The organism is Granulicella sp. S190, assembly GCF_009766095.1.
In the GTDB taxonomy this organism is placed as follows: domain Bacteria; phylum Acidobacteriota; class Terriglobia; order Terriglobales; family Acidobacteriaceae; genus Edaphobacter.
This window is the reverse complement of the sequence record NZ_LMUD01000047.1, coordinates 44,014-69,280: the sequence shown is the minus strand read 5'-3', so window position 1 is coordinate 69,280 and position 25,267 is coordinate 44,014. Positions and strand designations below refer to the sequence as shown.

The following is a 25,267-nucleotide window of genomic DNA, read 5'->3' as shown; positions in this document are numbered from 1 at the left end:
ACCTCCGGCACACCACGTCTTAGAATGATCTGGTGCAAAACCTGACCCATCGCGCTTCACGCATCCTCAGACCCGCCACCCTCCTCGCCGCACTCTTGGCGCTGCCCGTCATCGCCTCTGCGCAAGTCCAGCCAAACCCCGCCACCGCTCCGGCAGATCGCCTCAGCGAATCATTGTGGTCCGACCGTCACAACTCCGTCCTCGAAGCCGTCCACACCCACCCCGACACCCAGCTCCTCCTCATCGGCGACTCCATCACCAACAACTACGACAAGGCCCATCCGCCCGACGAAGACTTTCAGCCCCTCTGGAAGCAGTTCTACGAGCCGCGTCATGCGATCAACCTCGGCTTCAGCGGAGACACCACCGCCAACGTCCTCTGGCGGCTCGACCACGGCGAGGTCGAGGGTCTCCATCCCAAAGTCACCGTAGTCCTCATCGGGACCAACAACACCGGGCTCGCGAAACAAACCGCCGAGCAGACCGAAGCCGGCATCGATGCCGTCATCGGAAGCATCGAGAGGCACCTCCCTGAGACGAAGATTCTCCTCCTCAACATCCTGCCCAGCGGAGTCTCCGACAGCAAGACCCAGCGCGATCAGGCCGTCAACCGCTACCTGGCCACCTGCTACGGCGACAACCCTCGCATCACCTACCTCGATATCAGCTCCATCTTCTTCGCCCACGGCGCGCTCAACTCAGCCCTCTTTTACGACCCGCGTCTGCCGCATCCCGGCAGTCCCCTGCACCCCGACACCAACGGCCAGCGCATGGTGGCCGAAGCCATCGAGCCCACCCTCGCAAAGCTCATGGGAGATGCCCCGCAGCACACGCTCGACTCCATGACCGATATCGACACCGCGCTGATCCCCGTCGATCGCCTCGAACAGGACTCCTACGATTGGTACGCGCGGCACCACGCGGTGCTCGATCTGCAAAAGCGCCTGCAACCTCAGGTCGTTCTCCTCGGCGACTCGATCACTCACTTCTGGGGTGGTCTCCCCGCCGGCAGTCCGGTGCACGGCTCTAGCTCCTGGCAATACGTCTTCGGCAACCTGCAGGTCCTCAACATGGGCTTCGGATGGGACCGCACCCAGAACGTGCTCTGGCGTCTTCGCCAGGGAGAGTTCGACGGACTCCATCCAAAGTGGGCCGTGCTCGCAATCGGAACCAACAACCTCGCCGCCACTAGCCACGCGCGCGCCAGCACCCCGCAGGAGATCGTCGAAGGCATCAGCGCCATCTGTCAAGAGATCACGCAGCGCTCACCGCAGACCCACATCATCCTCATGGCAATCTTTCCCCGCGGCCCCAATCCTGACTCACCCTTTCGCGCAAAGATCCAGCAGACCAATCAACTCCTCAAGCAGCGCTTCGGCACAGACCCGTCCATCAGTTATCTCGATATTGGAGACCAGCTCCTTACGCCCGATGGCAAGCTGCCTCCTTCGCTCATGCCGGACGCCCTGCATCCAAGCGACGCAGGCTATCTGATCTGGGCCGACGCCCTCATCAAGGCCGGCATTAGACCCTAGCGATTCAATACCTGCTCTACCCCGCTCGGGACCGCGGACCAACACTCCCGACCGACCCGAAACTCTTATAAAATGATGGAGTATGCCTTTTCCGATCAAAGTCTGCGCCATCTGCTCCGAAGAGTTCGAACTGAAGCCCGATAAGCCCGGATTCGCCAATCGCTGTCCCGAGTGCAGCGCCGAGGAAGCAACCGATCCCGTCACCAAGCAGCGCATGGACGCCGACGAACGCAAGAATCAGACCGAAGCGAACCAGGCCCGCAAACAGGCGATCCGCGACCTCCTCTACCGCAAAGACAGCTAACTCCGCGATCCACAGAAGACGCATCTTCAGCCCACCCGCACTATGAATGTGAATTTTCTGCTAATACTGATTGATGCGAAAAAAAGTACTGGAGATCAAGCCGGCAGACCGTCAGGCTGTCCTCGAAGAGCGGCGACGACTCAAGATGGCCCGTTCGGCCCACGCCTATGTACGCGGAAACACCCTTCAGTTCTACGAGTGGCTCAAGGCCGACTCCGCCAGTAAGCTGCCTCAGGGCCCGCCCATCTGGATCTGCGGCGACTGCCACCTCGGAAACCTCGGCCCTGTCGCCAACTCCGATGGCAAAGTTGAGATCGAGATCCGCGACCTCGACCAGACCGTCATCGGAAATCCAGCGCACGATCTGATCCGTCTCGGCCTCTCCCTCGCCACCTCGGCGCGCGGCTCCGACCTCCCCGGCATCACCACCGCCCTCATGATGGAGCAGATGGTTCTCGGCTATCAGGCCGCGCTGACTCCGCATCGCGCGAAGAAGGTGAAGAAAGATCCAAAGAAGCTGCGCCCCATCGAAGTCGTTCTGCGCCAGGCTGACAATCGCGAGTGGCGCCACCTCGCGCAGGAGCGCATCGAAGACGTCAAGCCGACCATCCCCCTCGGCGAACGCTTCTGGGCGCTCTCCGACGAAGAGAAGCAGGAGATCGCAAAGCTCTTCGAGAACGAAGCCTCACGCAAGCTCATCACCTCGCTGAAACATCGCGACGACGACGCGAAGATCCGCGTGCTCGACGCCGCCTACTGGATGAAGGGCTGTAGCTCGCTGGGCCGTCTTCGCTACGCCGTCCTGCTTGGTGTCGGCCCAAAGAAAGACAAGGAGTACTGCCTGGTCGATATCAAGGAGGCCGTCCGCGCCGCAGCCCCCGCGGCAAAGAACGCCGACATGCCGAAGGACTTCGCCCAGCGGGTCGTCACCGGCGCGAGCAACCTGTCGCCTTACCTGGGCGAACGCATGCTCGCATCGAAGTTCCTCGGCCGCCCCGTCGTCCTGCGTGAGCTGATGCCTCAGGACCTCAAGCTGGAGATGGACCGCCTCACCCGTGAAGAGGCCGTCGCCGCCGCCAGCTACCTCGCCGGCATCGTGGGCAAAGCGCATGCCCGCCAGATGGACGCGGCCACCCGCAAACGCTGGGTCACCGCACTCAACCGAAACCAGTCGAAGACCCTCAACGCCCCCGGATGGATGTGGAGCAGCGTCGTCGAACTCATCGCAAACCACGAGACCGCATACCTCGAGCACTGCCGCCTCTACGCCATGGCCTGAATCTCGCTCCCCGCCACGTCCTTACGCACGTGAAGTCTGACCTGACCAAACCCGGAACCCTACTTCACAGCGACCGCATTCGGCGGCTGCCACAGCTCGATCGGGTTGCCTTCCGGATCATGAATGCGTGCAAAGCGACCGTATGGATAGGTCGTGGGGTCCACCTTCACCGCGATGCCCGCTGCTTCAAGCTGGCCGGTCATCTTGTCCAGATCGGCCACGCGAAAGTTGATCATCCACTGCTTCGTCACGTCGCCAAAATAACTGCTCTTCTCGGAGAAGGGCGTAAAACTCGTCGGTCCGGCTTGCTGATTCCACACTGGATCGTCTTTGCTCTGCGGAGTGACGAAGACACCAAGGTGGTCCTGATACCACTGCGCCAACGCATTGGGATCATGCGCGCGAAAGAAGAAGCCGCCGATACCAGTCACCCTTTCCTTCGGCAGAGAATTCGCGGCGGGCGTTGGCTCCGCGATTGCAAAAGATCCCGACCCCGGCAGTAGCGCCGCTCCGGCAGCGGCAGTAAGCACCCCAAGCACTTCACGGCGTTGCATCTTCATCAACGGCCTCCATGTTTGGCCAAATTATACGGTCATCTCGATCGGAAGCCGACGCGAGATTCGTCCAGAGAATCGCTCGCTTTTAGCTGGTTGAGTTCTACTGTATGTTTTGCACGTCCATCGGCCTGCAAGGTAGCAGACTCGTCATCTCGTCGCCAGCCACGAGACCGCTTACCTCGAGCACTGCCGCCTCTACACCATGGGCAAGGTACACACAAAGAAAGGCCGTCATCCTGACCTTGAGCGTAGTCGAAAGGGAAAGATCCCTTTATTTCGTCTGCCGAAAAGCTGACTTATGATGACCTACTCGATCCTCGATCAGTGACTCAGCAATTTTGCGTCAACGGAGAATCTGTGCGCTAAGGGGCAGCCACGGCTATACTACGTTTCTCCCATGTCGAAGGGGGCGTGGCTCGTTGAAAGCCATTCTAACGACGGAATACGGGCTACCACTGGCCGTGCTAAAGATGAGACAGGTCGCGGCCCCCGAGCCCTCTGACGCCGAGGTGCTAGTCAAGCTGTTTGCCTCGTCGGTCAACCCACTCGACGATTTCGCAATTAGAGGGCCGCTGTTTTTCGTACCGAAGCTGGGGAGACTTCTCAAACCAACACACAAGATCGCAGGCGCTGATTATGCCGGGATCATCGAATCAGTCGGCCGGGATATAAAGCGATTTCGTCCCGGAGATGCCGTGTTTGGGGCGTCGTTCATGGGAAAAGGCCAGGGAGGCTTTGCCGAGTATGTGTGTGCTCGGGAAGACGGTCTGGCGCCGAAGCCAATCAATCTCTCATTCGAGCAAGCGGCAGCGGTTCCCGTCGCGGCGATTACGGCTCTTCAGGGTCTTCGCGATCATGGCCGGGTCCAGCCCGGGCAGAATGTTCTGATCGACGGCGCATCTGGTGGAGTAGGTACGTTTGCAATCCAGATTGCTAAATCATTTGGGGCCAACGTCACTGCCGTTTGCAGCACGAGGAATATGGACAGAGCGCGAGCTATCGGTGCGGACCATGTGATCGATTACATACGAGACAATTTCACGCAAAGTGGGCTTCGGTACGATCTGATCCTCGGTGCAAACGCCCATCATTCGATTTTCGACTACAGGCGTGCGCTCAGTGAGAACGGAACCTTTGTGTTGGTTGGAGGCGGGTTGGCTCGCATGCTCCAGGCGATGTCACTGAAGCCACTGCTGTCGTTGATCGGAAACAAGAAAACGCGCTTCTTTATTGCGAAGATCAACGCAGCGGACCTGCTTGTTCTCAAAGATCTGCTCGAAGCTGGAAGGATCGTGCCTGTCATCGACAGGCAATACCCGCTAGACGAGGTGGCCGAGGCGATCCGTTATCGCGGAGAAGGACATGCAAAGGGCAAGGTCGTTATCTCCATTCGTCCTCATCAAGAGATTCAGGCCAATCTCTGAGATATCGAGAACCTAAAGGAGCGGTCGAACAGACGCTGTTGCTACGTGGGTGTTATCAGGCCTTATCGCGAATCGACACCTCCCGAAAACAGGCTTCCAAAGCGGTCGCTTACGGGCTCATCCAAGTTCTGCTTGCAACCGAGGTAACGCTCGGTTGTCAGGACGGAGGCGTGCCCCAGAAGAAACTGTATTTGCTCCAGTTCGCCGCCATTCACATGCCAGAGCTTTGCGCAGGTGCGCCGAAGATCATGAGGTGCAAGGTGGTTGAGCTCCAGGCACCGGGCACAGCCGCAGGAGCGAACGACGACAGTGTCGCAACCTCGTAAACGATAAGTCGCATAATAGGTTGAGCAGCCGTCGGCAGCCCTCGGCGGTCGGAACGGCGCACATAGCTGAAAGGTCTCACCATGCATCTGGCAACGCTCGCTTTAGAAGGTCTCTCGCTCATCGACAACGGCAGCACCACTCATCGCGGAGAAGTTTTTCACGCCGTCAATCCGGCCAGCGGCGAGGTTCTCGAACCCGCCTTCTACTCCGCATGCGCTGACGACCTCGACCGCGCAGCAGGCCTCGCAGCCATCGCGGCACCCACCTTCGCGGCGACGCCTGGTACTCAGCGAGCCGCACTGCTGCGCGCCATGGCCGACGGGCTAACCGCAAATGCCGAGCCGATTGTAGCTCGCGCAAACCTTGAGACCGGCCTACCTCTGCCACGCCTGCAGGGCGAGCTCGTACGCACCACCGGTCAGCTCAAGCAGTTTGCGAGCTTGCTTGAAGAAGGCTCCTGGGTCGACGCCCGCATCGACCGCGCACTACTCGAGCGTAAACCGCTCCCGCGTGCTGATCTGCGATCGATGCTCCTCGCGCTGGGCCCCGTTGCAGTCTTCGGTGCGAGCAACTTCCCTCTCGCATTCTCAGTAGCTGGCGGCGACACAGCATCAGCCCTCGCGGCCGGCTGCCCGGTCATCGTAAAGGCACACCCAGCTCACCCGGGTACCAGCGAACTCGTCGGCCGCGTCCTCCATCAAGCCGTAGGGGAGGCCGGCTTGCCGCCTGGCGTCTTCGCTCTTCTCTTCGACGCGGGCACAGCAATCGGCAGTGCTCTGGTGCAACAGCCGGCCATTAAGGCCGTAGGATTTACCGGCTCCTCTGCCGGCGGACAAGCGCTGATGAGGCTCGCCGCCACCCGCCCCGAACCCATCCCATGCTACGCGGAGATGGGCAGTGCCAATCCCCTCTTCATCCTTCCCGGGGCCCTGCGTGAGCGCGGCGCGTACCTTGCGGCTGATCTCCAAAGCTCCTTCACCCTTGGCTCCGGGCAGTTTTGCACAAAGCCTGGCCTTATCTTCGTTCCCCAGGGCGAAGCCGAATCGTTCCTTGAGACCCTGCGCACCGGCGTCACCGCGCTCGGCTATCACGGCATGCTTACCTCCGGCATCGCGGAGCGTTACACCTCGGTCATTCGGCAGAGCGTCAGCGAGAGCCGCGCCCAACTCTTTGCCGGAGAGCAACCACCTGAGACCTCCACTGGCGGTCCGGTACACGCTCTACCCACCGTCCTGTCAGTAGCAGTAGCCGACTACTTCAAGCGCCCGGAGCTCGAACACGAGATCTTCGGTCCGACTATCCTGCTCATTCACTATGGCGAGCCTGCGGACCTGCTCATCGCCGCGCAACAACTGCACGGCCACCTCACCGCCACCATCCACGCTGCGCCCGACGATCTCGCACACGCTTGCGAGCTCATGCACATCCTTGAAACCCGCGTGGGCCGCATCCTCTTCAACAGCTATCCCACCGGCGTCGAGGTCTCGCCCGCGATGGTTCACGGTGGTCCGTTCCCGGCGACCTCCGACAGCCGATCCTCCTCGGTCGGCACGCGTGCCATTCTGAGGTTTGCGCGCCCGGTTTGCTTCCAGGACGTTCCGTCCACGCTGCTACCCTCCGAACTCCAGCCGGAAAACCCGCTCGGTATCTTGCGGCTGGTCGACAGCGCCTTTACCCGGGAGCCGGCGTAGTTTCGCTATCCAACTGTGTTGATCAGCGTACCGATTCCCGCGATCTCGATACGGATTACGTCGCCGTGCGCGAGCGTAAACTCATCGCCCGGCACGATGCCCGTGCCCGTCATCAGCAATGCGCCGTTGGGAAAGCTGTTCTCCCGAAAAAGGTACTCCGCCAGCAGCTTCGGTTCGCGCTTCAACTCGGCCAGCGTCGTCTCGCCGGTATGCACCGCCGCTCCCCCACGTTCAATCTGGATGCCGATCTTCGTCGCTCGCGAGAACGGCTCTTCGGCCAGCAGTACACATGGGCCGATCGCACAGCTGCCGTCGTACACTTTTGCCTGGGGCAGGTAGAGCGGGTTTTCGCCTTCGATATCGCGTGAACTCATGTCGTTGCCGATCGTGTATCCAACGATCTCGCCCGCACGATTCAGCACCAGCGTCCACTCCGGCTCCGGCACCGACCAGCTCGCATCCCGGCGAATGCGCACCGTTCCTCCCGGCCCAATTACCTGGTGCCCGTTCGCCTTGAAGAACAGCTCCGGACGCTCCGCCTGATACACATGGTCGTAGAACAATCCTGCTCCCTTCGACTCCTCGATCCGCGCGCTGCGGCTGCGATAGTACGTTACGCCTGCGGCCCAGACCTCCTGTCCAACCACCGGCGCAAGCGCGTTATCCTCATGCACGCTCCGGGGCGCCCCAGTGATTGCCCGTCGCGCTCGCTCGAGCAGCCCTGGAGTCGCTATCAGTTCGTCCCAACTCACGCCTTCGACCTCGAAGAACCGTCCGCCTTCCTCAACAAACGAACCCGTACTCATCCGGTAGAGTTTCATCGCTCATCTCCCTTTGAACCTGCTTGGAATCCTCGTTGCAGCTGAGCCACAATCGCGTCGGTATCGTAGACGCAGCCACCCCAGACCCCGCCACTGGACTGCACTAGAGCCGCCCAAAGACGCGTGTCGGCAGGCAGCGCAGGATGCGGTCGCAGGTCAGTCCTTGGTTGTCGCGCCGCCAGCCGCCTTGCGCCCTCTTCAGGCGAAAAACGCTCCGCCCCCTCGCCGATCAGATTAATGGTTCCGTCCAACCGCTTGCGGTCGACCACGATCTCAATCCAATCGCCCTCCAGAGCCTTACCGATCGGGCCGCCGGCAAGCGCCTCTGGCGAGATATGCCCCACACACGCGCCTGTCGAGACTCCGCTGAAGCGCGCATCCGTCAGCACGGCAACATGGCGGCAGAACGGCAGGTTCTTCAAGGCCGACGTCACTTGGTAGATCTCCTGCATGCCTGCACCTGCCGGCCCGCCGCATATCAGCACGATCACATCGCCATGTCCCACCTCGCCAGCCTTGATCGCCGCAATCGCCGCAGCTTCGGTACAAAATACCCGTGCAGGACCTTCGTGCCGATAGACGTCATCCCCATCCATCAGCGCTGGGTCGATGGACGTACTCTTGATGACGCTGCCCTCCGGGGCCAGATTTCCTACAGGAAAACATACGGTAGATGTCATCCCTTTCGCACGGGCCTGCTCTGGCGAAAGGATGACCTGGTCCGCATCCACCCCATCGAGAGCCAACAGTTTCTGCCGGAAGATCCTTCGCCGCTCACTCTGCTCCCACCAATCCAGCGTTATCCCAAGCGTCTCACCCGAGACCGTCTTCACGCTCGTATCCAGCAGACCCAACCTGCGCAGATGGAGCATCACCTCGGGTACGCCTCCGGCCAAAAAGACCTGCACCGTGGCGAAATTCCCTGGCCCGTTCGGCAGCGCGTCGACCAGCCGTGGTGTTTCGCGCATCGCGGCCTCCCAGTCGGCGCGCATCGGCCTGCGCAAGCCGGCCGCATGGGCGATCGCCGGTACATGCAGCAGCAGATTCGTCGACCCGCCAAATGCGGCATATACCACCATTGCGTTTCGGACCGCGGCGTCGGTCAACACATCGCGTGTTCCCCAATGCATCGCGGTCAGCCGCAACAAAGCCCGCGCAGAGCGCGTCGCCGCATCCAGCCAGATCGGCTGCCCACTCGGACCAAGCGCCGTGTGCGGCAGGCTCAGCCCTAGCGCCTCGCCCACCACCTGCGCCGTCGCCGCCGTGCCCAAAAACTGGCAGCCGCCGCCCGGAGTCGCGCATGCCCGGCAGCCCATCTCCGCCGCATACTCGAGCGTGATCTGTTTCTGAGCGAACCGTGCGCCGATCGTCTGCACCTTGCCGGCGTCTTCGCCGCTCTCCGGCAGCAGCGTCACGCCGCCCGGCACCAGCACGCTCGGCAGAGCGCCCGAAGACGCGAGCGCCATCATCATCGCCGGCAGTCCCTTATCGCAGGTCGCTATTCCCAGGACGCCTCTGCGCGTCGGCAGCGAACGCATCAGCCGCCGCAAAACCATCGCCGCATCGTTGCGGTACGGCAGCGAGTCCAACATTCCGGCCGTCCCTTGCGTTCGGCCGTCGCAAGGATCGGTGCACGCTCCAGCGAATGGCACTGCATGATGGTTCCGCAGTTCGCGCGCAGCCTCCGCCACCAGCAATCCCACTTCCCAGTGGCCGCTGTGAAAGCCAAGTGCGATGGGCGTTCCATCCGCTGAACGCAGGCCACCATGCGTGCTCAAAATTAGATAGTCCGGATCAAGCAAACGCGACGGCTCCCAGCCCATCCCAGCGTTCTGCGTCAACCCGAACAAGTTCCCGCTCGGCTCGGTCAGCAACATCTCCGCGGTGACCGGCAGGCGGCCCTCCGGCCCTGGCGCGTGAGTGCGTACGTCGGCAAACATCATCGCATCACTTTCAAGCACCTCCGCTAAGGAAATCTGTCTCATCATGAAAGCTCGCTCCGTACCGTCTTGCTTGGGGGCAGTAGAAGCATGACGACGCCGGCCATCCCCAGCGCGACCGACATCAGCAGATAGCCTGCGCGCGAGTTGCCCGTCACCGTCCCCAGCCAGCCAACAAGATAACTCCCAACAAAGCCTCCCAGAGCTCCAGCGCTGTTGACCAACGCCAGCACCTCCGCCGTAACGGTTGCCGGAAGACGCTCCGGGAAGATCGCAAAAAACGGCCCATAGGGCGCATACATGCACCCTCCACCCACGACCAAACACGTAAAAGCCGCGACAAAACTACGTTCGGACAGCAGAAACGATCCCAGAAGCGCCGCTCCGCCGAGCAAAAGAAAGGGCCATACGAGCCGTTCGCGGCTCCCGAGCTTATCCGACACAAATGAGACCAGCATCATCAGGAACACCCCGGCCGCATATGGCATTGCCGACAGCAGCCCGGTTCTGCCCATCGAAAGCGTGGTGCCCCGCCGCACCATCGTCGGCAGCCAAAGCACGAAACCATACACTCCCAGGCTCCAAAAGAAATAGAGCACGCTCAACAGCAACACATCCGCTCGTACGAACGCCTGTCGCACCGCAGGTATCACGATTCCGAAACGCGCCTGCTCGCCGGCGAGCTCACGCTCTAACGTCTCAGCTGAATCGCGGCTTAGCCATTTCGCCGCAGCCGGCCGATCTTTCACAAAGACGATCCACACAAAAGCCCAGACAATCGATGGCAGACCCTCAAGGACAAATGTGCGCTGCCAGCCAAAGCTCTCAATCAGGTATCCGGTCACGACCGACATCCAAAGCACCGTCAGCGGATTGCCCAGGATCAGAAACGCATTGGCTCGCGATCTCTCTGCGCGAGTAAACCAGCGGGTCAGCAACAACAGCATCGCTGGAAAGATCACACTCTCCGCCACTCCCACCATAAAGCGGTCGAGCGCTAGCAGCCAGAAAACGCGGATCACGCCGGTAAGCGCGGCAAAGGTGCCCCAGGCCAGGAGCGCCGCAAAGATGAGCCAGCTTGCACTTCGCCGACGGGCAAACGCCGCCCCTGGAAGTTGAAAAACAAAATACCCGAGAAAGAAAAGTCCACTTAGAAGCGATGTCTGCTCCCCGGTAATCTTCAACGTCGCGGCTAGGCCTGCTGCCGCACCAAAACCAAAGTTGGCGCGGTCAAGATAAGAAAGGCTATAGGTTACAAAGACCGCCGGCAGCAAAAAGATCCAACGCCGCCAGAGGTCTCGAGTCTTGTGCTCAGCGGCGTTCGGATTGGGCTTGGCGGTTAGCACGCTCCGGTAATCCTACTCTGTGCACAAGAGTGCGACCGCTCCGCGAGATCTATGTGCTCGAAGGGAATTGCACCCGACTGTAGGTTATCTGCTGCGGATTTCAAGTCCATTCTGCGCCTCCTGAACTGGATCGCTTAGGATGCAATCTCTCTTCGAGAAACATGCGGAGAAGCACTTTGCCAGGGATCCCTTGTCCACTCGATCCGACAATCTTGTTGAATCCTCAATTGGCGATAACAGGCCAATGCACTCATTGAGCTTAGGCTAGTGGCCAGAGTTAGTCATCACGAACACGCTTCTGAAGAGAAGCAAGTCGCCGAGGTGATCGGCTCCTGGAAGCTTTAGCGCCCGCTCCAGCGTCTAATGTCGGTATGCACAAAAGACAACTAGGCAACTCTGACCTGCACCTCTCCCCCATCGGCTTTGGCGCATGGGCCATCGGCGGCGGCGACTGGGCCTTCTCCTGGGGCCCGCAGGACGACAACGACTCCATCGCCGCCATTCACAAGGCCATCGACTCCGGCATCAACTGGATCGATACCGCCGCCGTCTACGGCCTCGGCCACTCTGAAGAGGTGGTAGGCAAAGCCGTCAAATCCGCCTCCACCAAACCCTACCTCTTCACCAAATGCTCCATGGTCTGGGATGAGAAGCGCGAGATCACCAACTCGCTCAAGCAGATTCGCCGCGAGGTCGAAGACAGCCTCCGCCGCCTCCAGGTCGAAACCATCGACCTCTATCAGGTCCACTGGCCCAAGCCCGACGAAGACATCGAAGAGGGCTGGACCGTCATGGCCGATCTGCAGCGCGAGGGCAAGGTCCGTTGGATCGGCGTCTCCAACTTCAGCCCCTCCCAGATGGAACGCGCCCAGAAGATCGCTCCCATTACCTCGAACCAGCCGCCATATTCCATGCTCAACCGCACTGTAGAAGCGGAGATCCTGCCCTTCTGCCTGAAGCACAACATCGGCGTCCTCAACTACGCTCCCATGCACTCCGGCCTGCTCACCGGCGCGATGAGTAAGGAGCGCGTCGCCGCCTTCCCGAAGGACGACTTCCGCCGCAACGCGAAGAACTACCAGGAGCCGTTGCTCTCCCGCAACCTCGCCGTAGCCGACTTCCTCAAAGCAATCGGAACGCGCCACAACGTCTCCGCAGGCGTTGTCGCCATCGCCTGGACGCTCCACCAACCCGCCATCACCGCAGCCATCGTAGGCGGCCGCAACGCGAAGCAGGTCGAGGGCGTACTGCCCGCCATCGACCTCCGTCTCACCGACGCAGAGGTAGCCGAGATCAACGGCTTCCTCGCCGACCATCCCTAAACAACGGAAGCGGCCGACTCGAAGAAGAGCCGGTCGCTTCTGCCAAAGAGTGGAGGCTGGAGCCAAACCTTGTCTGCGACAGATTCCTAGTTCGGCTTACGCTTCAGCGTATCCAACTCAAGGTACAAGCGGAACGAAGAGTACAGGCGGAACAAGTACACATGTTCGGGTTTGCAAAGGTGTATCTCTTCGTCCCGCGCAAGGTCGCTCTCCCAAAGCTGAGAGGAGATTGTCTTGAAGCAGGTCCGGCAAACCGAATCGTGCGCCCCGTTTCGGAAGCAATGAATATAGTCCAGAGAACCTGTACTCATAGTCGACTCCTGCTTGCTGGTTGGTCTTGAGGTACCAAGAGGGGTGGGGGAAGGGCTATAGAACCGACGTTAGGCTTATCGGCGTCAAAAAGCTGGTCTGTTTTGACCTACTGGACAGTTTTTTAGGGCGGCCTCTGTGATTGCAGAAAAAAACTTCAAAACTCTGGCGCATCTTTCATCGCTCGAAAAAACGCATCCCAAACCCCACATCTCACCATCCAATCACCACGTCTACACCACCCAAAAACCACGTTCAAAACACGACATTTTCTAAAACCCCCTCGAAAACAGCCGGAAATCGACGAAATCCACCCCGGCTACCACCCGAGATTTTTTCTCTCAAAATAAGAGGTTTAGGATTACAGGATGGACTGGAAGAGCAAACGAATTCGCACCATTCTTGAAGCTGCCCTGGCGGAAGACAAAGTAGCCAACGACGTCACCACAGCTCTCACCATTCCACCCAATCTGCGCGCCTCTGGCACCATCATCGCCAAGCAGGCCTGCATCGTCTCAGGCCTCGGCTGTATCCCCGTCTTTCTAGATATCTTCTCCAAGATGACCCCCGCCACTGCTGGCCGCTTCGAAGTCGTCAGCCACCCCGAGATCTTCGACGGCGTAAAGGTCAAGAGCGGCCAACCCCTCGCCGTTATTCGGCATAACGCCTCGGCCCTGCTCTCTTGCGAGCGCGTCATCCTCAACCTCATGCAGCGCATGAGCGGCATCGCCACCCTCACGAACGAGTTCGTCAAAGCCCTGGCCAACACAAAAACAAAGGTCCTCGACACCCGCAAAACCATCCCCGGCCTCCGCGCCCTCGATAAGTACGCTGTCTGCTGCGGTGGCGGCGTCAATCACCGTCTCGACCTTCAGGACGGCATCCTCATCAAGAATAATCACATCTCGCTGGGCGGAGGCCTTCCCACAGTGCTCCAACGCGCGCTCGAAGGCCGTAAAGCAGGCCAGGTGGTGCAGGTCGAAGTCCGCAGTCAGCCCGAGCTGGATCAAGCCATCGCAGGCGGCGCGGAGTCTATCCTGCTCGATAACATGACCCCTTCGCAGGTAAAAAAAGCGGTCAAACTGATTCGCAAATCCCTGCCAGGTGTTCCTGTCGAAGCCTCCGGCAATATGAATCTGAAGACAGTCCGCGCCTATGCTTTAGCCGGAGTAGACTTCGTCTCCGTAGGCGCACTCACGCACTCCGCAGCCGCTGTCGACCTTAGCATGCGGATCACCGCTGACATCTACTGAGGTAAGAGTGGCTGATTCCTTTGACCTCTCTGCGGTTGCGGCTGCCCTCTCCGCCACAGCCTTTGCAGACCGTGTGCAGCACCTGCCTTCGATAGGATCCACCAACGTACTGGCTCTCGAAGCCGCGCAGGCAGGGGCCCCGCACGGCAGCGTGTGGATAGCCGACGAGCAGACCGCCGGACGAGGCCGCGGCGGACATGGATGGTACTCCATCCCCGGCGACGGCCTCTATCTCAGCGTACTTCTGCGCCCACAGATGGCTCTCGCCGACGCGCTCTGGCTCTCTCTGGCGACAGGTCTGGCCGCACAGTCAGCTATCGCCGCCGTCACCGGGATCAAAGTGGATATTCGCTGGCCGAACGATCTTCTGATCAAAGAAAAGAAGTGTGGAGGCATACTCGTCGAAACCTCAACCGGCGCCTCTCATTCTGAAGCGCCCGCGATGCTGCGTTACGCCGTCATCGGCATCGGCCTCAACGTAAATCATCAAAACTTCCCTGACGAACTGCAATCCGCCGCAACCTCGCTCAGACGCGAAGACGGAAGACCCTGGTCCAGGCAAACGATACTGATCGAACTTCTGCTGGCGCTTGAGACCCAGATATCTCTCCTGGAAGAGGAGCTGCGTGAAGTCTCCAATACTGCGGGACTTTTAGAGAGGTTCACGGTAGCCTCAAGCTGGGTTTGCGGAAAGCGCGTCCGCGTTGAGGAAGCTGGCGGATATACTGGCGTGACGACGGGGCTGGATGCGCGCGGTTTCCTCCGTGTCGCAGGAGACGATGGAAAGCTGCATACCGTTCTCTCGGGCGGCGTTCGTCCGTACTAAACAGCAATCACAGCAGGAGAGGCAGCAATGCTACTGGCAATGGATGTCGGCAACACCAACACCGTTCTTGGGCTCTACCGGCTGACCGGCGAAACGACCACGCCAACAAAAGAGCCGGAGATGGTGGCGAACTGGCGCATCACGACGCCTTCGTCGAAGCAGACCAGTGACGAGTTCGGCATTCTGCTACACAATTTATTCTCCCTCAAGGGACTGGAGATCAGCTCCGTCGACGGCATCGCAATCTCCTCGGTAGTGCCGCCTCTGGACTCTACTCTGCGGCAGGTCTGCGACCTCTACTTCCATGTAAAACCGGTCTTCATCGAACCTGGCGTGAAAACCGGCATACCCGTATTGACGGACAATCCCGCAGAGTTGGGCGCGGACCGGATCGTCAACTGCGTCGCGGCGTTCGAGCGCTTCGGCGGCCCTTGCATCGTAGTAGATATGGGCACAGCCACGACCTTCGATGTGCTTTCAAAAAAAGGGGAGTTCCTGGGTGGCGCCATCGCTCCCGGACTCGGCATCTCTGCCGATGCCCTGTTTGCGCGCGCTGCGCGTCTGCCGCGAATCGACATAAAAAAACCGGCAAAGGTCATCGGAACCGGAACGGTTGACAACATTCAGATCGGCCTCTACTACGGTTACATCGGGCTCGTCGACGGAATCCTCGAACGCATGATCGCCGAGATGGGGCCTGAGACCAAAACAGTAGCCACAGGCGGCCTTGCAAGGCTGATCGCCAGCGGATCGAAGTATATCGGCGCCGTAGACGAGATGTTGACCCTGACCGGACTGCGCCTCATCTACGAACGCAATCTCGACCGGCATCGTAAACGCTGAACCGGATCTGCAAAACACGTTCAGGCACGCTCCCCTGCGCTGGCTTAAACTGTAAGAGCGGATGCAAAACTACTTCAACTATTTTACGGAGATCGAAGAGCGTTTTCAGCAACGACGCGGCTCGCTCCTGATGCTCTCCACGCTCGACTGGGCACTCATTGAGACCTGGCGCGAGGCCGGCATCCCGCTCGAAGCCGTACTGCGCGGCATTGATAGTGCCTTCGACAAGCACGACGCGAAGGCTCTGCGCGCTACCGGCAGGACGCGCAAGGTGAACGGCCTCGCTTGGTGTGCGCAGAGCGTGATGGAGGCGGTGGAGCAGGCGATGGAAGCTTCCATCGGCACCGCGCCAGCTGCCGGAGCCGAAGTAGTAGAGAGCGGTTTCGAGGCCGAACGTGTAGCCAGATACCTCGAGAACAATGCCGCGGCTGTTGAGCAGGCGAAGCTTCCTCCACCTGCAGAGGTGACAGCCGATGAGGTCGCAGGGCGCCTCCGCGCTTTAGCAATCGGCCTGCGCACCGAACCAATTCGCTCCCTCGAAGAGCTTGATAGAACGTTGAGCGTGCTCGAAGAGAAGCTGTTTGCGGCGCTGATGACAGCAGCGCCGGAGGAGGAGATGGTAGCTCTTCGCGAACAGGCGGCCAGGGAGTTGGCACCCTACCGCGGCAAGATGCAAGCGGTGCAGATCAAGCAGGTTCAGCAGCAGTTTTTGCAGAAACGAATGCTAGAAGCGCGTAAACTACCCCGTCTCAGCCTCTTCTATATGAGCCACGAATGAAGTTACAAATTGAGAAATTAGTTTACGGCGGCCCAGGCGTGGCCCACCTTTCCGAAGGAACAGCAGCCGGAGAGGCGGTTCTTGTGCCATTCACCCTACAGGGAGAGCTGATCGAAGCCAGCCTCCTCGAACAGAACAAATCTAACGAAGCTTCTCTGCTGCACGTGCTTGATGCGTCCGGCGACCGCGTCCAGCCGCGATGCGTACACTTCGGAGAGTGTGGTGGATGCCACTACCAGCACGCTGACTATCCGGCACAGAAGAAGATCAAGATCTCCATTCTGCGTGAGACGCTGGAACGTGCTGGATTGAAGACGCTGCCGGAGATTCAGAGCCATACCGCAGACCCGTGGGGCTACAGAAATCGAATGCGCCTGCGAGTGAAAAAAGTAGACTCGACCCTGCGTGTTGGCTACAACCGTCGCGGCACCAATGAATTTCTTCCGATTCAGGAGTGCCCCATTACCGCGCCCTTGCTATGGCGCGCGGCACAGTCCGTGCTGCAGGCAGCCGTGGAAGATTCCATGATCCAACGCTGGATCGATAACGTCTCTGACATAGAGCTCTTTACAAGCGGCGACGAAACGAAGCTTCAAATGAGTCTTTTCGTTCTGAAGCAGCAGCAGCCGGGTCTCGCTTCATTTTGCGAACGCATGAAGCAGCTTGTGCCCGAACTGGTGGGCGCCGGCTCGTCTCTCATCAAGCCCCCGGGGCCGCAGCGCCAGATCCAGAAGCCGTATCCGCTGGAGAGTTGGGGAGCGAGCGGCTTGAGCTATCACGCAGCAGGCGAAGACTATTGGGTCAGCCGAGGCGGCTTCTTTCAGGTGAACCGCTTTCTCGTCGATGAGCTTGTCGAGATCGTGGCGACGAATCGTCAAGGCACTTTGGCATGGGATCTCTTCGCCGGCGTCGGCTTGTTTTCTCGAGCCCTGGCGAAAAAGTTCGCACAGGTTGTAGCAGTCGAAGTCGCCGGGAGCGATCTCGTCAACTCCTTTAAGGGACCAGGCAAACGAGCCGTGGAAGCGACGGCAGTTGAATTCCTCCGTCACACCGCCGTGCAGAGGGACCGGCCGCAGTTGATCGTCATGGATCCTCCGCGGGCCGGTGTCGGAGCTGAAGTCTGCTCTTTGTTGGCGCGGGTGTCAGCACCAGAGCTCGTCTATGTCTCCTGCGATCCCGTAACACTGGGTCGAGATCTCAAAATGCTGGTCGATGCGGGATACAGAGTGGAGCAGCTGCATAGCGTGGACCTGTTTCCTCAGACGTTTCATCTGGAGACAGTCGTGGTTCTGCGTAGATAGGCCTGGTCAGATTTGTGGTGAAATAGTCGATAGTGCGGTCCGCAGGCAGAGCTTTGAAGACCGGAAGAGTAAACGAGCCGAACCCTGAACTTTGGCCGAAGGCAGTCGCACGTGTCCCTGCGCTCGAGTTCCGAAGAGCTCCTCTTCTCACAGCGGCGTGCTGTTTTGCAATGGGTGAGGTGATAGCGCGGAACCATGCGCCAACGATCCTTTTGCTCCTCGCTCTATTTCTCTTGGCCGTTCTAACTCTCGTGAGCCTGCGATGGTCGCTCCGGACAGCTCTCTTCCCTCTCGCTGCAGTCTGGATCGCAGTGGGGCTTCTCTGCGCCGAGGTGCAGCCAGCCGCGCCGACGCAACATGCACTGAAGGCATACGCAGACGGACTAAGCCGGCAGGTTCGAGGCCGCGTAGTACGAGTGCGTGAGCTCGCTCCTCAACAGAAAAGCTCTGATGAAGATAAAGAAGGCGGCTGGTGGCCTGAAAAAGAAGCGGATGAGGAGGCAGCAACCGTTGGTGCGCTCTCGGTCGATATCGAGGTTGATTCTGTAGAAGAGGTGACGCCGGATATCGCATGGATGGCGCCCGTGCAGGGCGGCGTACGCATCAACGTTATCCCTGACAAACTTCCGAATGCCGCGGTCTCTTCCACTCTCCCAACGCTGCACTGCGGCGACCTCGTGCAGGCTCCCATGCGAATGAAGGTCGCCGAGTACTATCGCGACCCCGGAGCATGGCAGTATGCCGACTACCTTCTGGCGCAAGGGATTGGCACACATGCCAGCGTCCGATCCTCGAAGCTCTCCGTACTCAATCCAGCCAACACGATGACCTCTGATCGGGCGGCCCAGTGGCAGTGCAGAATCTTCGCAGCACAAAGCTGGGCCTCCGGGCGCGTACTTGGCTACGTCCACTCCCGCGCAAATCGCAGCCTGCCCAGCGTCTTGCGACTGAGCCCGGACGACGCCGGAATGCTGAATGCGATGCTCTTCGGAGACCGTGCAGGCTTGAACAAATCGCAGCGTGTGGGATTCGAGCGCACCGGCTCCTTCCATCTCTTTGTCGTCTCGGGTATGCATGTCGGCCTGTTGGCCGGCATCGTCTTCTGGCTGGCTAGAAGGCTGAAGTTGCGTGATTGGTTGGCAACTCTGCTCACCATCGCGCTGACGTTTGGGTACGCTCTGCTGACGGGCTTCGGCGCACCGGTGCAGCGTGCCCTCTTCATGACGGCGGTCTTTCTCCTCGCCCGGCTGCTCTCGCGCGACCGCAACGTATTGAACGCTCTGGGTGCAGCGGCTATGGCTGTATTAGTGCTGTCTCCAGACGCTTTGTTTGAAGCCAGTTTTCAGATGACGTTCCTTGCCATCATCGCAATTGGGGGCATCGCGATCCCTCTAGGAGAGCGCAGCTTTCTGCCTTATGCCCGCGCCGCGGAGAATCTGTGGGACAAGTGGATTGACGCAAGCCTTCCTCCACCCGTGGCGCAGTTTCGACTGATGCTACGCATAGGAAGCGAGGCCGTCGCCAACGTGCTTGGCCATTGGTCCAGAGGGTTGCTGCCTGCGATCATCCGCTACAGCCTATGGGCGTTGGAGTTGTCGCTGATAGGCGTAGTGGCAGAGCTGGTGATGGTTCTGCCGATGGCGGTCTACTTTCATCGCGCCACCATGTTTGCCGTCCCTACCAACATGCTAAGCGTGCCCCTGGTAGCGATTCTCGCTCCTACCGCGGTCGTCACCTTCTGTGCCTCCCTCCTCAGCCCCTGGGCCGCACTCCTTCCAGGCGCGCTGACAGCGCTGCTCCTTCACGGAGTCACCGGCGTCATCGGCCGCGTCAGCGCGGTGCACGCAGCCGACCTGCGCGTCCCGGCACCAGCGTGGTGGATTGCATTGCTAGCAGTCGCCGCATGGGCTTTCTGCTGCTGGGCGGTGCGGAGATCTCGCGGAGGTGCGTGGGTGACGGTTGTCCTACTGCCGCTGGTGGCCTTGATCGTCCTGTGGCCGGAGCGCGCAATCGTCTCCCCGGGTAAGCTGGAGGTGACGGCGATCGACGTCGGGCAGGGCGACTCAATATTCCTTGTCAGTCCAGACGGAGCAACTATGCTGATCGATGCAGGCGGCCCTGTCGGCGGAGTCACCGAAGCCGCCGAGGCGACAAGCCGCTTTGACGTCGGCGAGGAGGTCGTCTCTCCTTATCTCTGGTCGAGGCGATTTCGCCATCTCGATGTCCTTGCGCTGAGCCATGCCCACAGCGATCACATGGGAGGGATGCCTGCCGTGATGCGAAACTTTCGCCCCCGCGAGCTATGGGTGAGCATCGATCCCAACTCCGAATCCTACCGCGAACTCTTGACGGAAGCGAACGAACTCGGCGTTATCGTGCGCCACTTCTATGCAGGCGCTCAGTTTGCCTGGGGAGGGACGCAGGTAACTGTGCTTGCGCCGGAGACCGGCTACACCAACTCGGGAGAGCCGATAAACAACGACTCGCTGGTGATGCGAATGCAGTACGGCGACGCCTCTGTGCTGCTGGAGGGCGACGCCGAAGCGCCCAGCGAGCGCGCCATGCTCGCTCACGGCAGAGTGGCAGCGGTGACACTTTTGAAGGTCGGCCATCACGGCAGTCGCACCTCAACCACCCAGGAGTTTCTGAGTGCGGCCTCTCCCAAAGCTGCTGTCGTGTCGGTCGGCAAGGGGAACACCTTTGGTCACCCCCGCTACGAAGTGATCGAGCGAATCACAGAGGCTCGGGCTAAGCTGTATCGAACGGATGAGTTCGGCCTCACCACCTTTCTGCTGGGGCGCGCTGGAGAAATCCGTGAGCTGGTTGATGCGTCTAATCCATAAGGAATTGACTTGATCGGGAGGTTTCGATGGAGTTGAATGGGCCAAATGCTGAAGTCGTTGCGATCCGTACAGACGAGCAAGCCGAGGAACAAAAACTGATTCGGCGCTTGCAGATGATGATGAACATGGTGATGCAGGTAATCGCGCAGGACGGGTCCCTGACAGTAGACGATGCAGCCCAGATGATCGCGGACAGCAGAAAGGCTGCACTCGCCATGTTCCCCGGCAAGGAGTTGGCCTACGACCTGATCTGGCGTCCCCGTTTCCAGCGTCTCATGCGCGAACGCTTTCGAATCATGTAGTGCAATCGCCGCCGCGCGCGTTGTCTCCGCGCGTCCCGTCGCTCCAGTGCTCCTGATACGCTGGAAAGACGATGCAGATTCGGCTTGCCACATGCGATGATCTTGCGGCGCTGATGGACTTGATGCGACGCATCGTCCCCCTGATGCGCGCAGAAGGAAACCTACAGTGGGACGACACCTATCCTAACGACGCTGTCTTTCAGCGGGACATTGACCTGAAGCAGTTATGGGTCGCCGCGGAAGATGATCGCATCGCCGGTGTAGCCGCGATTACCATGGATCAAGAGTCCGACTACCTTCAGGTGGGTTGGGACATCCACGAACCTGCGATCGTAGTCCATCGGCTGGCCGTCGATCCCGCATCTCGTGGACTCGGAGTAGCCGGAGCTTTGATGCAAAAAGCAGAAGAGGTCGCACTCGACCGCGGCATCACCGTGCTGCGTGTCGATACCAATACGCAGAACGAAGCCACGCAGCGGCTCTTTCCCAAGCTGGGGTACTTGCTCGCCGGAGAGATCGGCCTTGAGTTTCGGCCCGGCCTGCGTTTCTTTTGTTACGAAAAGCGACTGCTCCTCAGCTAGCGCACCACTCGAAAGCTAGGGCGTCTGAGGCGGCCCCAGCGCAGGAGTCTTTACCGGCGTCGCCAACCCAACGATCTCTGAAAGAGTATTGTTGTTGAAGTCAGTCACCCACAGATTGCCGCTGGCATCCACCACGATGGCGAACGCCTCGGTGAAACCGGAGTCCGCCGCATAACCGGCGGTCGGCGAAAGAATCTGCCCCGGCGAAGCAGCAGTCGATCCTGCCAGCTCTGTGATCGACGGACCATGCAGATTCGCGATCCAGACGTGACCCGATCCATCGATAGCCAGCCCTTGAGGCGCAAAGATACTCGCCTTGTTGTCGCTGTAGCCACTGGAAACGATAGTTCCATCGTTAGCCAGCTCGCTGATGCTGTTGCCGCGCTCATTTGCTACCCATACAAAACCGCGCTGATCGACGGCGATGCCATCCGGCCCAAGGCAGCAGGCATAGCTGGTCACCTGGGTGCCGTCAGCGGAGACCTTGCTGACCGTATCGTTGCTGGTGTTTGCCACCCAGCCGTCATGGTTCGCATCGATCGCGACGGCTACTGGGAAGCTGAACTGCTTCGAGGCGTATCCCGTCGCGCCCGACAACGGCTGGCCGGTACTTGAGAGCAACGTGATCGTCGAGTTCCCATAGTTTGGCACCCACACTGTTCCATTGGTATCGATCGCAATCGACGTAGGATAGTTGATCCCTCCAGTCGAGTATCCCGTCGTGCCGGAGATAGGCTGTCCCGCTGAGCTCAGCTCCGTTACCGTACCGAAGCCGCCATTGACTCCGGGACTTCCGTCGTTGGGAACCCACGCATCGCCCTCCGCGTCGACCGCTAGCGCATCCGAGTCGTACAGACCCCCAGAGGTAATGCCGGCCGGAAACAATGGCGCTCCCGTCGGTGAGAACTTCGAGACGACACCACCGTAGTTAGCGACCCAGATATTACCGCCTGCATCCACGCCAAGACCTGACGGCGAACTTCCACTACTCGTCAGCGTACTTTGCTTGATCCCACCTCCGCCGTAGTTGATGAGGAGCGTCCAGTCCGCGGGCTCAGCAGTAGGCAGAGGCGTAAAAGGCGCGGTAGGCGCAGACAGCTGCGCCCACAACACAGCTACATTGCTTCCGGGGTTGCGCACAAGATTCAGCGCAGCATCGAGCGTGTTGGCAGGAGCCGTCCCACCGCTCGGTGTCGTTGCGGAAAAGAGCGCAGCGCAACCTGAGGCTGCACCCGTACAGTTGTTCAGCAGATCGGCGGCAGCATTGATCTTCGCAGCTGGGGAGGAACCCGTGTTTGGAAATGCCGCACCCGGCGAAGATCCCTTTGTGAGATCAGCAAGATTCGCAACCGTGGCCACCGCATTGGCCAGCCCCTGGGCGTTCGTTGAAGTCGCCCCCAGATTGGCATCGGCACCAAAGAACTGTGCAAGACCCCAGGCACTCGCCGCCGTCGTGACCTCGTTGACGACAAACGAGGACGAAGCTGCGATATCGCCGCAAGCTCCCAGTGCGCTAGTCAGCGTAATGGCTGGATTATCGGCAGCAGTACCTACCTGCCCCCCATGAACTACTACATAAACTTGCGAGCTCGTCAGCGGGCATGTGTAACCAGCCGGAGCCGTAAAGCCTCCAGCCGCATCTGTAGTCAGCGTACTGGTAAGCAACGCCGTGGAAGCTGATCCATTTCCTGTAGTCCCGGCCGCGTAAAGCTGTACGGTCGCTCCAACAATTGGAGCTTTACCTGCCATCGCCGTTCCGGTAAAGCTCACGCCCGAACCAGGGGTGACTGGAGGCGGAGTCACAGGGGGAGGTGTAACAGGCGGTGGAGTCACTGGCGGCGGTGTTACAGGTGGCGGCGTGACAGGCGGAGGAGTTACAGCAGTCGTCCCACCGCCGCATCCAGCGAGCGAACAGGCCAGGGCACCGGCCATCGCCGCGATGCAAAGTCTCTGATAGCTGCGTAAGAATAAGTTCACGAAGGGGCCAGGAAGATCGAAGGGTGACCGCAGTTATTGCCGGCGGTAAGGTTGCGTAAGACCGGCCAGATCGGCCGAGGCAAGGAACGAACGAAGAGCTGCTGTCATCTGCTGGCGAGCCTTCTCCGCCGGCAGCGTCGTATTGGTCGTCTCTACCTTCAACAGGATCGGGATCGGCCGCTGGACATCTTGCGATAGGAGAGAGTGCGAAGTGGGCTTGCTGTAGACGAATCCGAAGTGAGTACGGTCGCTGGAGTACTCTCCGCAGGAGCCTCCGTTACAGATAGTAGTCGCCTCCAGAGACTGCGTAGCGCCATCGTTGAACAGAGAGCCGGAAAAGCTGATCGGTTCTGAGGCGGTAGGAATCGTAAGCTGATCCCGCCAGATCGGATCCTCTCCACGCGCGGAGTGGCAGATCAGCGTGTCGTGCGAGCCCAGCACAGGAGACACGCCAACCGCGATAGGAGTTCCTCCATCGGCTGGAGTGTACTCCGCCCAATGAAAGATCAATGGGCCAGCGAACATGTTCTCATTCCACATGCGCGTCAGGCGGTAGCTCCCGATCTGTGCAGGGAACTGACCCGGCGCATCTTGTTCGATCTTTCTTTCGGCGGCGTAGCTACCGCTATGCGTCTGCACATAGGCGCGTGCGACCCCATAGCCGCTGAACAACACCAGCGCCAGCATTCCCGCAAAGCGCAAATAGAAGGAGGATCCCGCACTCGCGCCGGTAGACAAAGAAGACAGCACAGGAGGCTTGATCTGGTCAGGCGATTCGCTCAGCCGGCGGACGACATGGAACAACAGGAAAGTACCAAGAAGAAAGAGGCAGGCGCCAATAACATAATCCCCCATCTCTGCCTTGTTTTGCAGCGAAGGGAAGCGCAATGCAACCAGGTAGTACAGAACCAGAATGCAGAGCCGAGCAAAGTTGAAGACGTACCCGAGCAGAACCGCGCCGGCAACAACCCCGGCATGGGCATACCAGCGGAAGCGATAGACGTAGCCGGCAATCAGTGCGATGAAGCCCATCGTAACGGCTCCGCGAATGCCGTTGCATCCCGGAGCGATAAACATGCCGAACTGCGGCGTGAACATTAGCCGCAACTGGTCCGGGCTCAGCGGCTGGCCCAACGCCATCGCAAACCCACGCGCCACATGCGCCGAGGCACGCTGCAACGGCAGATCGACGAATACGTTGAAGATGTGAGGAATCGGATTGACGAACCAGAGAAGAATCAGCGGAAACAGTGCCGCACGAAACAAGCGTGTTCCGCCAAACAGCAGCACGACCCCAGCCCCGTACGCAAAAGCCACCAGCGAGTGAGGAGGGATATAGACCGACCACTTCGGAGAAAAAACAAACACCAGAATCGCCTGATCGCGAACATGAACCACCGCAGCCGTAACCACCAGCACGACGAGTCCCCACCAGCTGCCCTCTGTCTCCCACCCAAGCGAACGCCACGCCCGCAGCACCAGCACAAAGCTGACCAGCGGGATGAACATACCGATCGACTTAAGCGCGTCCGTAGTCCACAGAAACCACAACGCATTCACCGTCGAGGCGACTGTACACAGGCCGAGGACCGCGATCAACGCAGCAAGTCCTGCGGCTCGGGACAAGCCTATCCCTTCCGCTCCAGCCGATTGGAGTGGGCTGACTTCAGCGCTTGCAGGTAAAGTTGGCATTCAGGTTTCAATCCGG

The 25,267-nt window shown here is 59.9% G+C and carries 21 protein-coding genes; 14 read left to right on the top strand and 7 right to left on the bottom strand.

Annotated features, from left to right (window positions below):
- Nucleotides 1–32 precede the first annotated feature (32 nt).
- The 3 genes from GSQ94_RS19990 to GSQ94_RS19980 all read left to right on the top strand — a co-directional run bounded on the left by GSQ94_RS19990 (nt 33) and on the right by GSQ94_RS19980 (nt 3,118).
- Nucleotides 33–1,535, top strand: coding sequence for a GDSL-type esterase/lipase family protein (locus tag GSQ94_RS19990; protein ID WP_216843148.1), 1,503 nt, complete (start codon nt 33–35; stop codon nt 1,533–1,535).
- A gap of 82 nt (nt 1,536–1,617) precedes the next feature.
- Entirely contained in the window at nt 1,618–1,839 is a 222-nt protein-coding gene (locus GSQ94_RS19985) for a hypothetical protein (RefSeq protein ID WP_158945688.1), read from the top strand.
- 73 nt (nt 1,840–1,912) lie between these two features.
- Nucleotides 1,913–3,118, top strand: a complete 1,206-nt coding sequence (locus GSQ94_RS19980) for a DUF2252 family protein (RefSeq protein WP_158945686.1) — start codon at nt 1,913–1,915, stop codon at nt 3,116–3,118.
- Between the two features lie 59 nt (nt 3,119–3,177).
- Here GSQ94_RS19980 and GSQ94_RS19975 read toward each other — a convergent pair whose 3' ends face one another.
- Nucleotides 3,178–3,678, bottom strand: coding sequence for a VOC family protein (locus GSQ94_RS19975; RefSeq protein ID WP_158945684.1), 501 nt, complete (start codon nt 3,676–3,678; stop codon nt 3,178–3,180).
- A 467-nt stretch (nt 3,679–4,145) separates the two neighbouring features.
- Between GSQ94_RS19975 and GSQ94_RS19970 the strand changes: the two genes are divergently transcribed.
- Nucleotides 4,146–5,099 (top strand): NAD(P)-dependent alcohol dehydrogenase, encoded by a 954-nt coding sequence (locus tag GSQ94_RS19970; RefSeq protein ID WP_158945682.1) that lies wholly within the window; start codon nt 4,146–4,148, stop codon nt 5,097–5,099.
- A 62-nt stretch (nt 5,100–5,161) separates the two neighbouring features.
- On the opposite strand, the gene GSQ94_RS19965 is transcribed toward GSQ94_RS19970, so the two are convergent.
- Nucleotides 5,162–5,512, bottom strand: a complete 351-nt coding sequence (locus GSQ94_RS19965; RefSeq protein WP_158945680.1) for a tyrosine-type recombinase/integrase — start codon at nt 5,510–5,512, stop codon at nt 5,162–5,164.
- Between GSQ94_RS19965 and GSQ94_RS19960 the strand changes: the two genes are divergently transcribed.
- On the top strand, nt 5,507–7,117 hold the full coding sequence (locus GSQ94_RS19960; RefSeq protein ID WP_158945678.1) for an aldehyde dehydrogenase (NADP(+)): 1,611 nt from the start codon (nt 5,507–5,509) through the stop codon (nt 7,115–7,117). The genes GSQ94_RS19965 and GSQ94_RS19960 overlap by 6 nt on opposite strands.
- A gap of 5 nt (nt 7,118–7,122) precedes the next feature.
- Here the strand turns inward: GSQ94_RS19960 and GSQ94_RS19955 are convergent, their stop codons facing one another.
- From GSQ94_RS19955 to GSQ94_RS19945, 3 genes are read right to left on the bottom strand one after another with little or no spacing between them, the layout of a single operon-like run.
- Entirely contained in the window at nt 7,123–7,938 is an 816-nt protein-coding gene (locus GSQ94_RS19955) for a fumarylacetoacetate hydrolase family protein (protein ID WP_158945676.1), read from the bottom strand.
- Nucleotides 7,935–9,926 (bottom strand): YjhG/YagF family D-xylonate dehydratase, encoded by a 1,992-nt coding sequence (locus GSQ94_RS19950; RefSeq protein WP_305794725.1) that lies wholly within the window; start codon nt 9,924–9,926, stop codon nt 7,935–7,937. Before GSQ94_RS19950 ends, GSQ94_RS19955 begins: the two co-directional genes overlap by 4 nt.
- On the bottom strand, nt 9,923–11,224 hold the full coding sequence (locus GSQ94_RS19945; RefSeq protein WP_158945674.1) for an MFS transporter: 1,302 nt from the start codon (nt 11,222–11,224) through the stop codon (nt 9,923–9,925). Before GSQ94_RS19945 ends, GSQ94_RS19950 begins: the two co-directional genes overlap by 4 nt.
- A gap of 371 nt (nt 11,225–11,595) precedes the next feature.
- Between GSQ94_RS19945 and GSQ94_RS19940 the strand changes: the two genes are divergently transcribed.
- From GSQ94_RS19940 to GSQ94_RS19900, 9 genes are all read left to right on the top strand, one after another.
- On the top strand, nt 11,596–12,546 hold the full coding sequence (locus tag GSQ94_RS19940; protein ID WP_158945672.1) for an aldo/keto reductase: 951 nt from the start codon (nt 11,596–11,598) through the stop codon (nt 12,544–12,546).
- Between the two features lie 677 nt (nt 12,547–13,223).
- On the top strand, nt 13,224–14,108 hold the full coding sequence (gene nadC, locus GSQ94_RS19935) for a carboxylating nicotinate-nucleotide diphosphorylase (protein WP_158945670.1): 885 nt from the start codon (nt 13,224–13,226) through the stop codon (nt 14,106–14,108).
- 7 nt (nt 14,109–14,115) lie between these two features.
- Nucleotides 14,116–14,934: a biotin--[acetyl-CoA-carboxylase] ligase gene (locus GSQ94_RS19930; RefSeq protein ID WP_254064019.1), complete on the top strand. Its 819-nt coding sequence runs from the start codon at nt 14,116–14,118 to the stop codon at nt 14,932–14,934.
- Between the two features lie 27 nt (nt 14,935–14,961).
- A complete protein-coding gene (locus tag GSQ94_RS19925; protein WP_158945668.1) occupies nt 14,962–15,777 on the top strand; it encodes a type III pantothenate kinase in 816 nt (271 codons plus the stop codon).
- A gap of 61 nt (nt 15,778–15,838) precedes the next feature.
- On the top strand, nt 15,839–16,555 hold the full coding sequence (locus tag GSQ94_RS19920) for a hypothetical protein (protein WP_158945666.1): 717 nt from the start codon (nt 15,839–15,841) through the stop codon (nt 16,553–16,555).
- Entirely contained in the window at nt 16,552–17,856 is a 1,305-nt protein-coding gene (gene rlmD, locus GSQ94_RS19915; RefSeq protein ID WP_158945664.1) for a 23S rRNA (uracil(1939)-C(5))-methyltransferase RlmD, read from the top strand. Before GSQ94_RS19920 ends, rlmD begins: the two co-directional genes overlap by 4 nt.
- Nucleotides 17,857–18,089: 233 nt before the next feature.
- Nucleotides 18,090–20,699 (top strand): ComEC/Rec2 family competence protein, encoded by a 2,610-nt coding sequence (locus GSQ94_RS19910; RefSeq protein ID WP_254064018.1) that lies wholly within the window; start codon nt 18,090–18,092, stop codon nt 20,697–20,699.
- A gap of 26 nt (nt 20,700–20,725) precedes the next feature.
- Nucleotides 20,726–21,001: a hypothetical protein gene (locus GSQ94_RS19905; RefSeq protein WP_158945661.1), complete on the top strand. Its 276-nt coding sequence runs from the start codon at nt 20,726–20,728 to the stop codon at nt 20,999–21,001.
- 71 nt (nt 21,002–21,072) lie between these two features.
- Entirely contained in the window at nt 21,073–21,582 is a 510-nt protein-coding gene (locus GSQ94_RS19900) for a GNAT family N-acetyltransferase (RefSeq protein ID WP_158945659.1), read from the top strand.
- 15 nt (nt 21,583–21,597) lie between these two features.
- On the opposite strand, the gene GSQ94_RS19895 is transcribed toward GSQ94_RS19900, so the two are convergent.
- Both GSQ94_RS19895 and xrtJ read right to left on the bottom strand, forming a co-directional pair.
- Nucleotides 21,598–23,514, bottom strand: coding sequence for an NHL repeat-containing protein (locus tag GSQ94_RS19895; protein ID WP_216843146.1), 1,917 nt, complete (start codon nt 23,512–23,514; stop codon nt 21,598–21,600).
- A gap of 78 nt (nt 23,515–23,592) precedes the next feature.
- Entirely contained in the window at nt 23,593–25,251 is a 1,659-nt protein-coding gene (gene xrtJ, locus GSQ94_RS19890) for an exosortase J (protein WP_158945655.1), read from the bottom strand.
- Between the last annotated feature and the right edge of the window lie 16 nt (nt 25,252–25,267).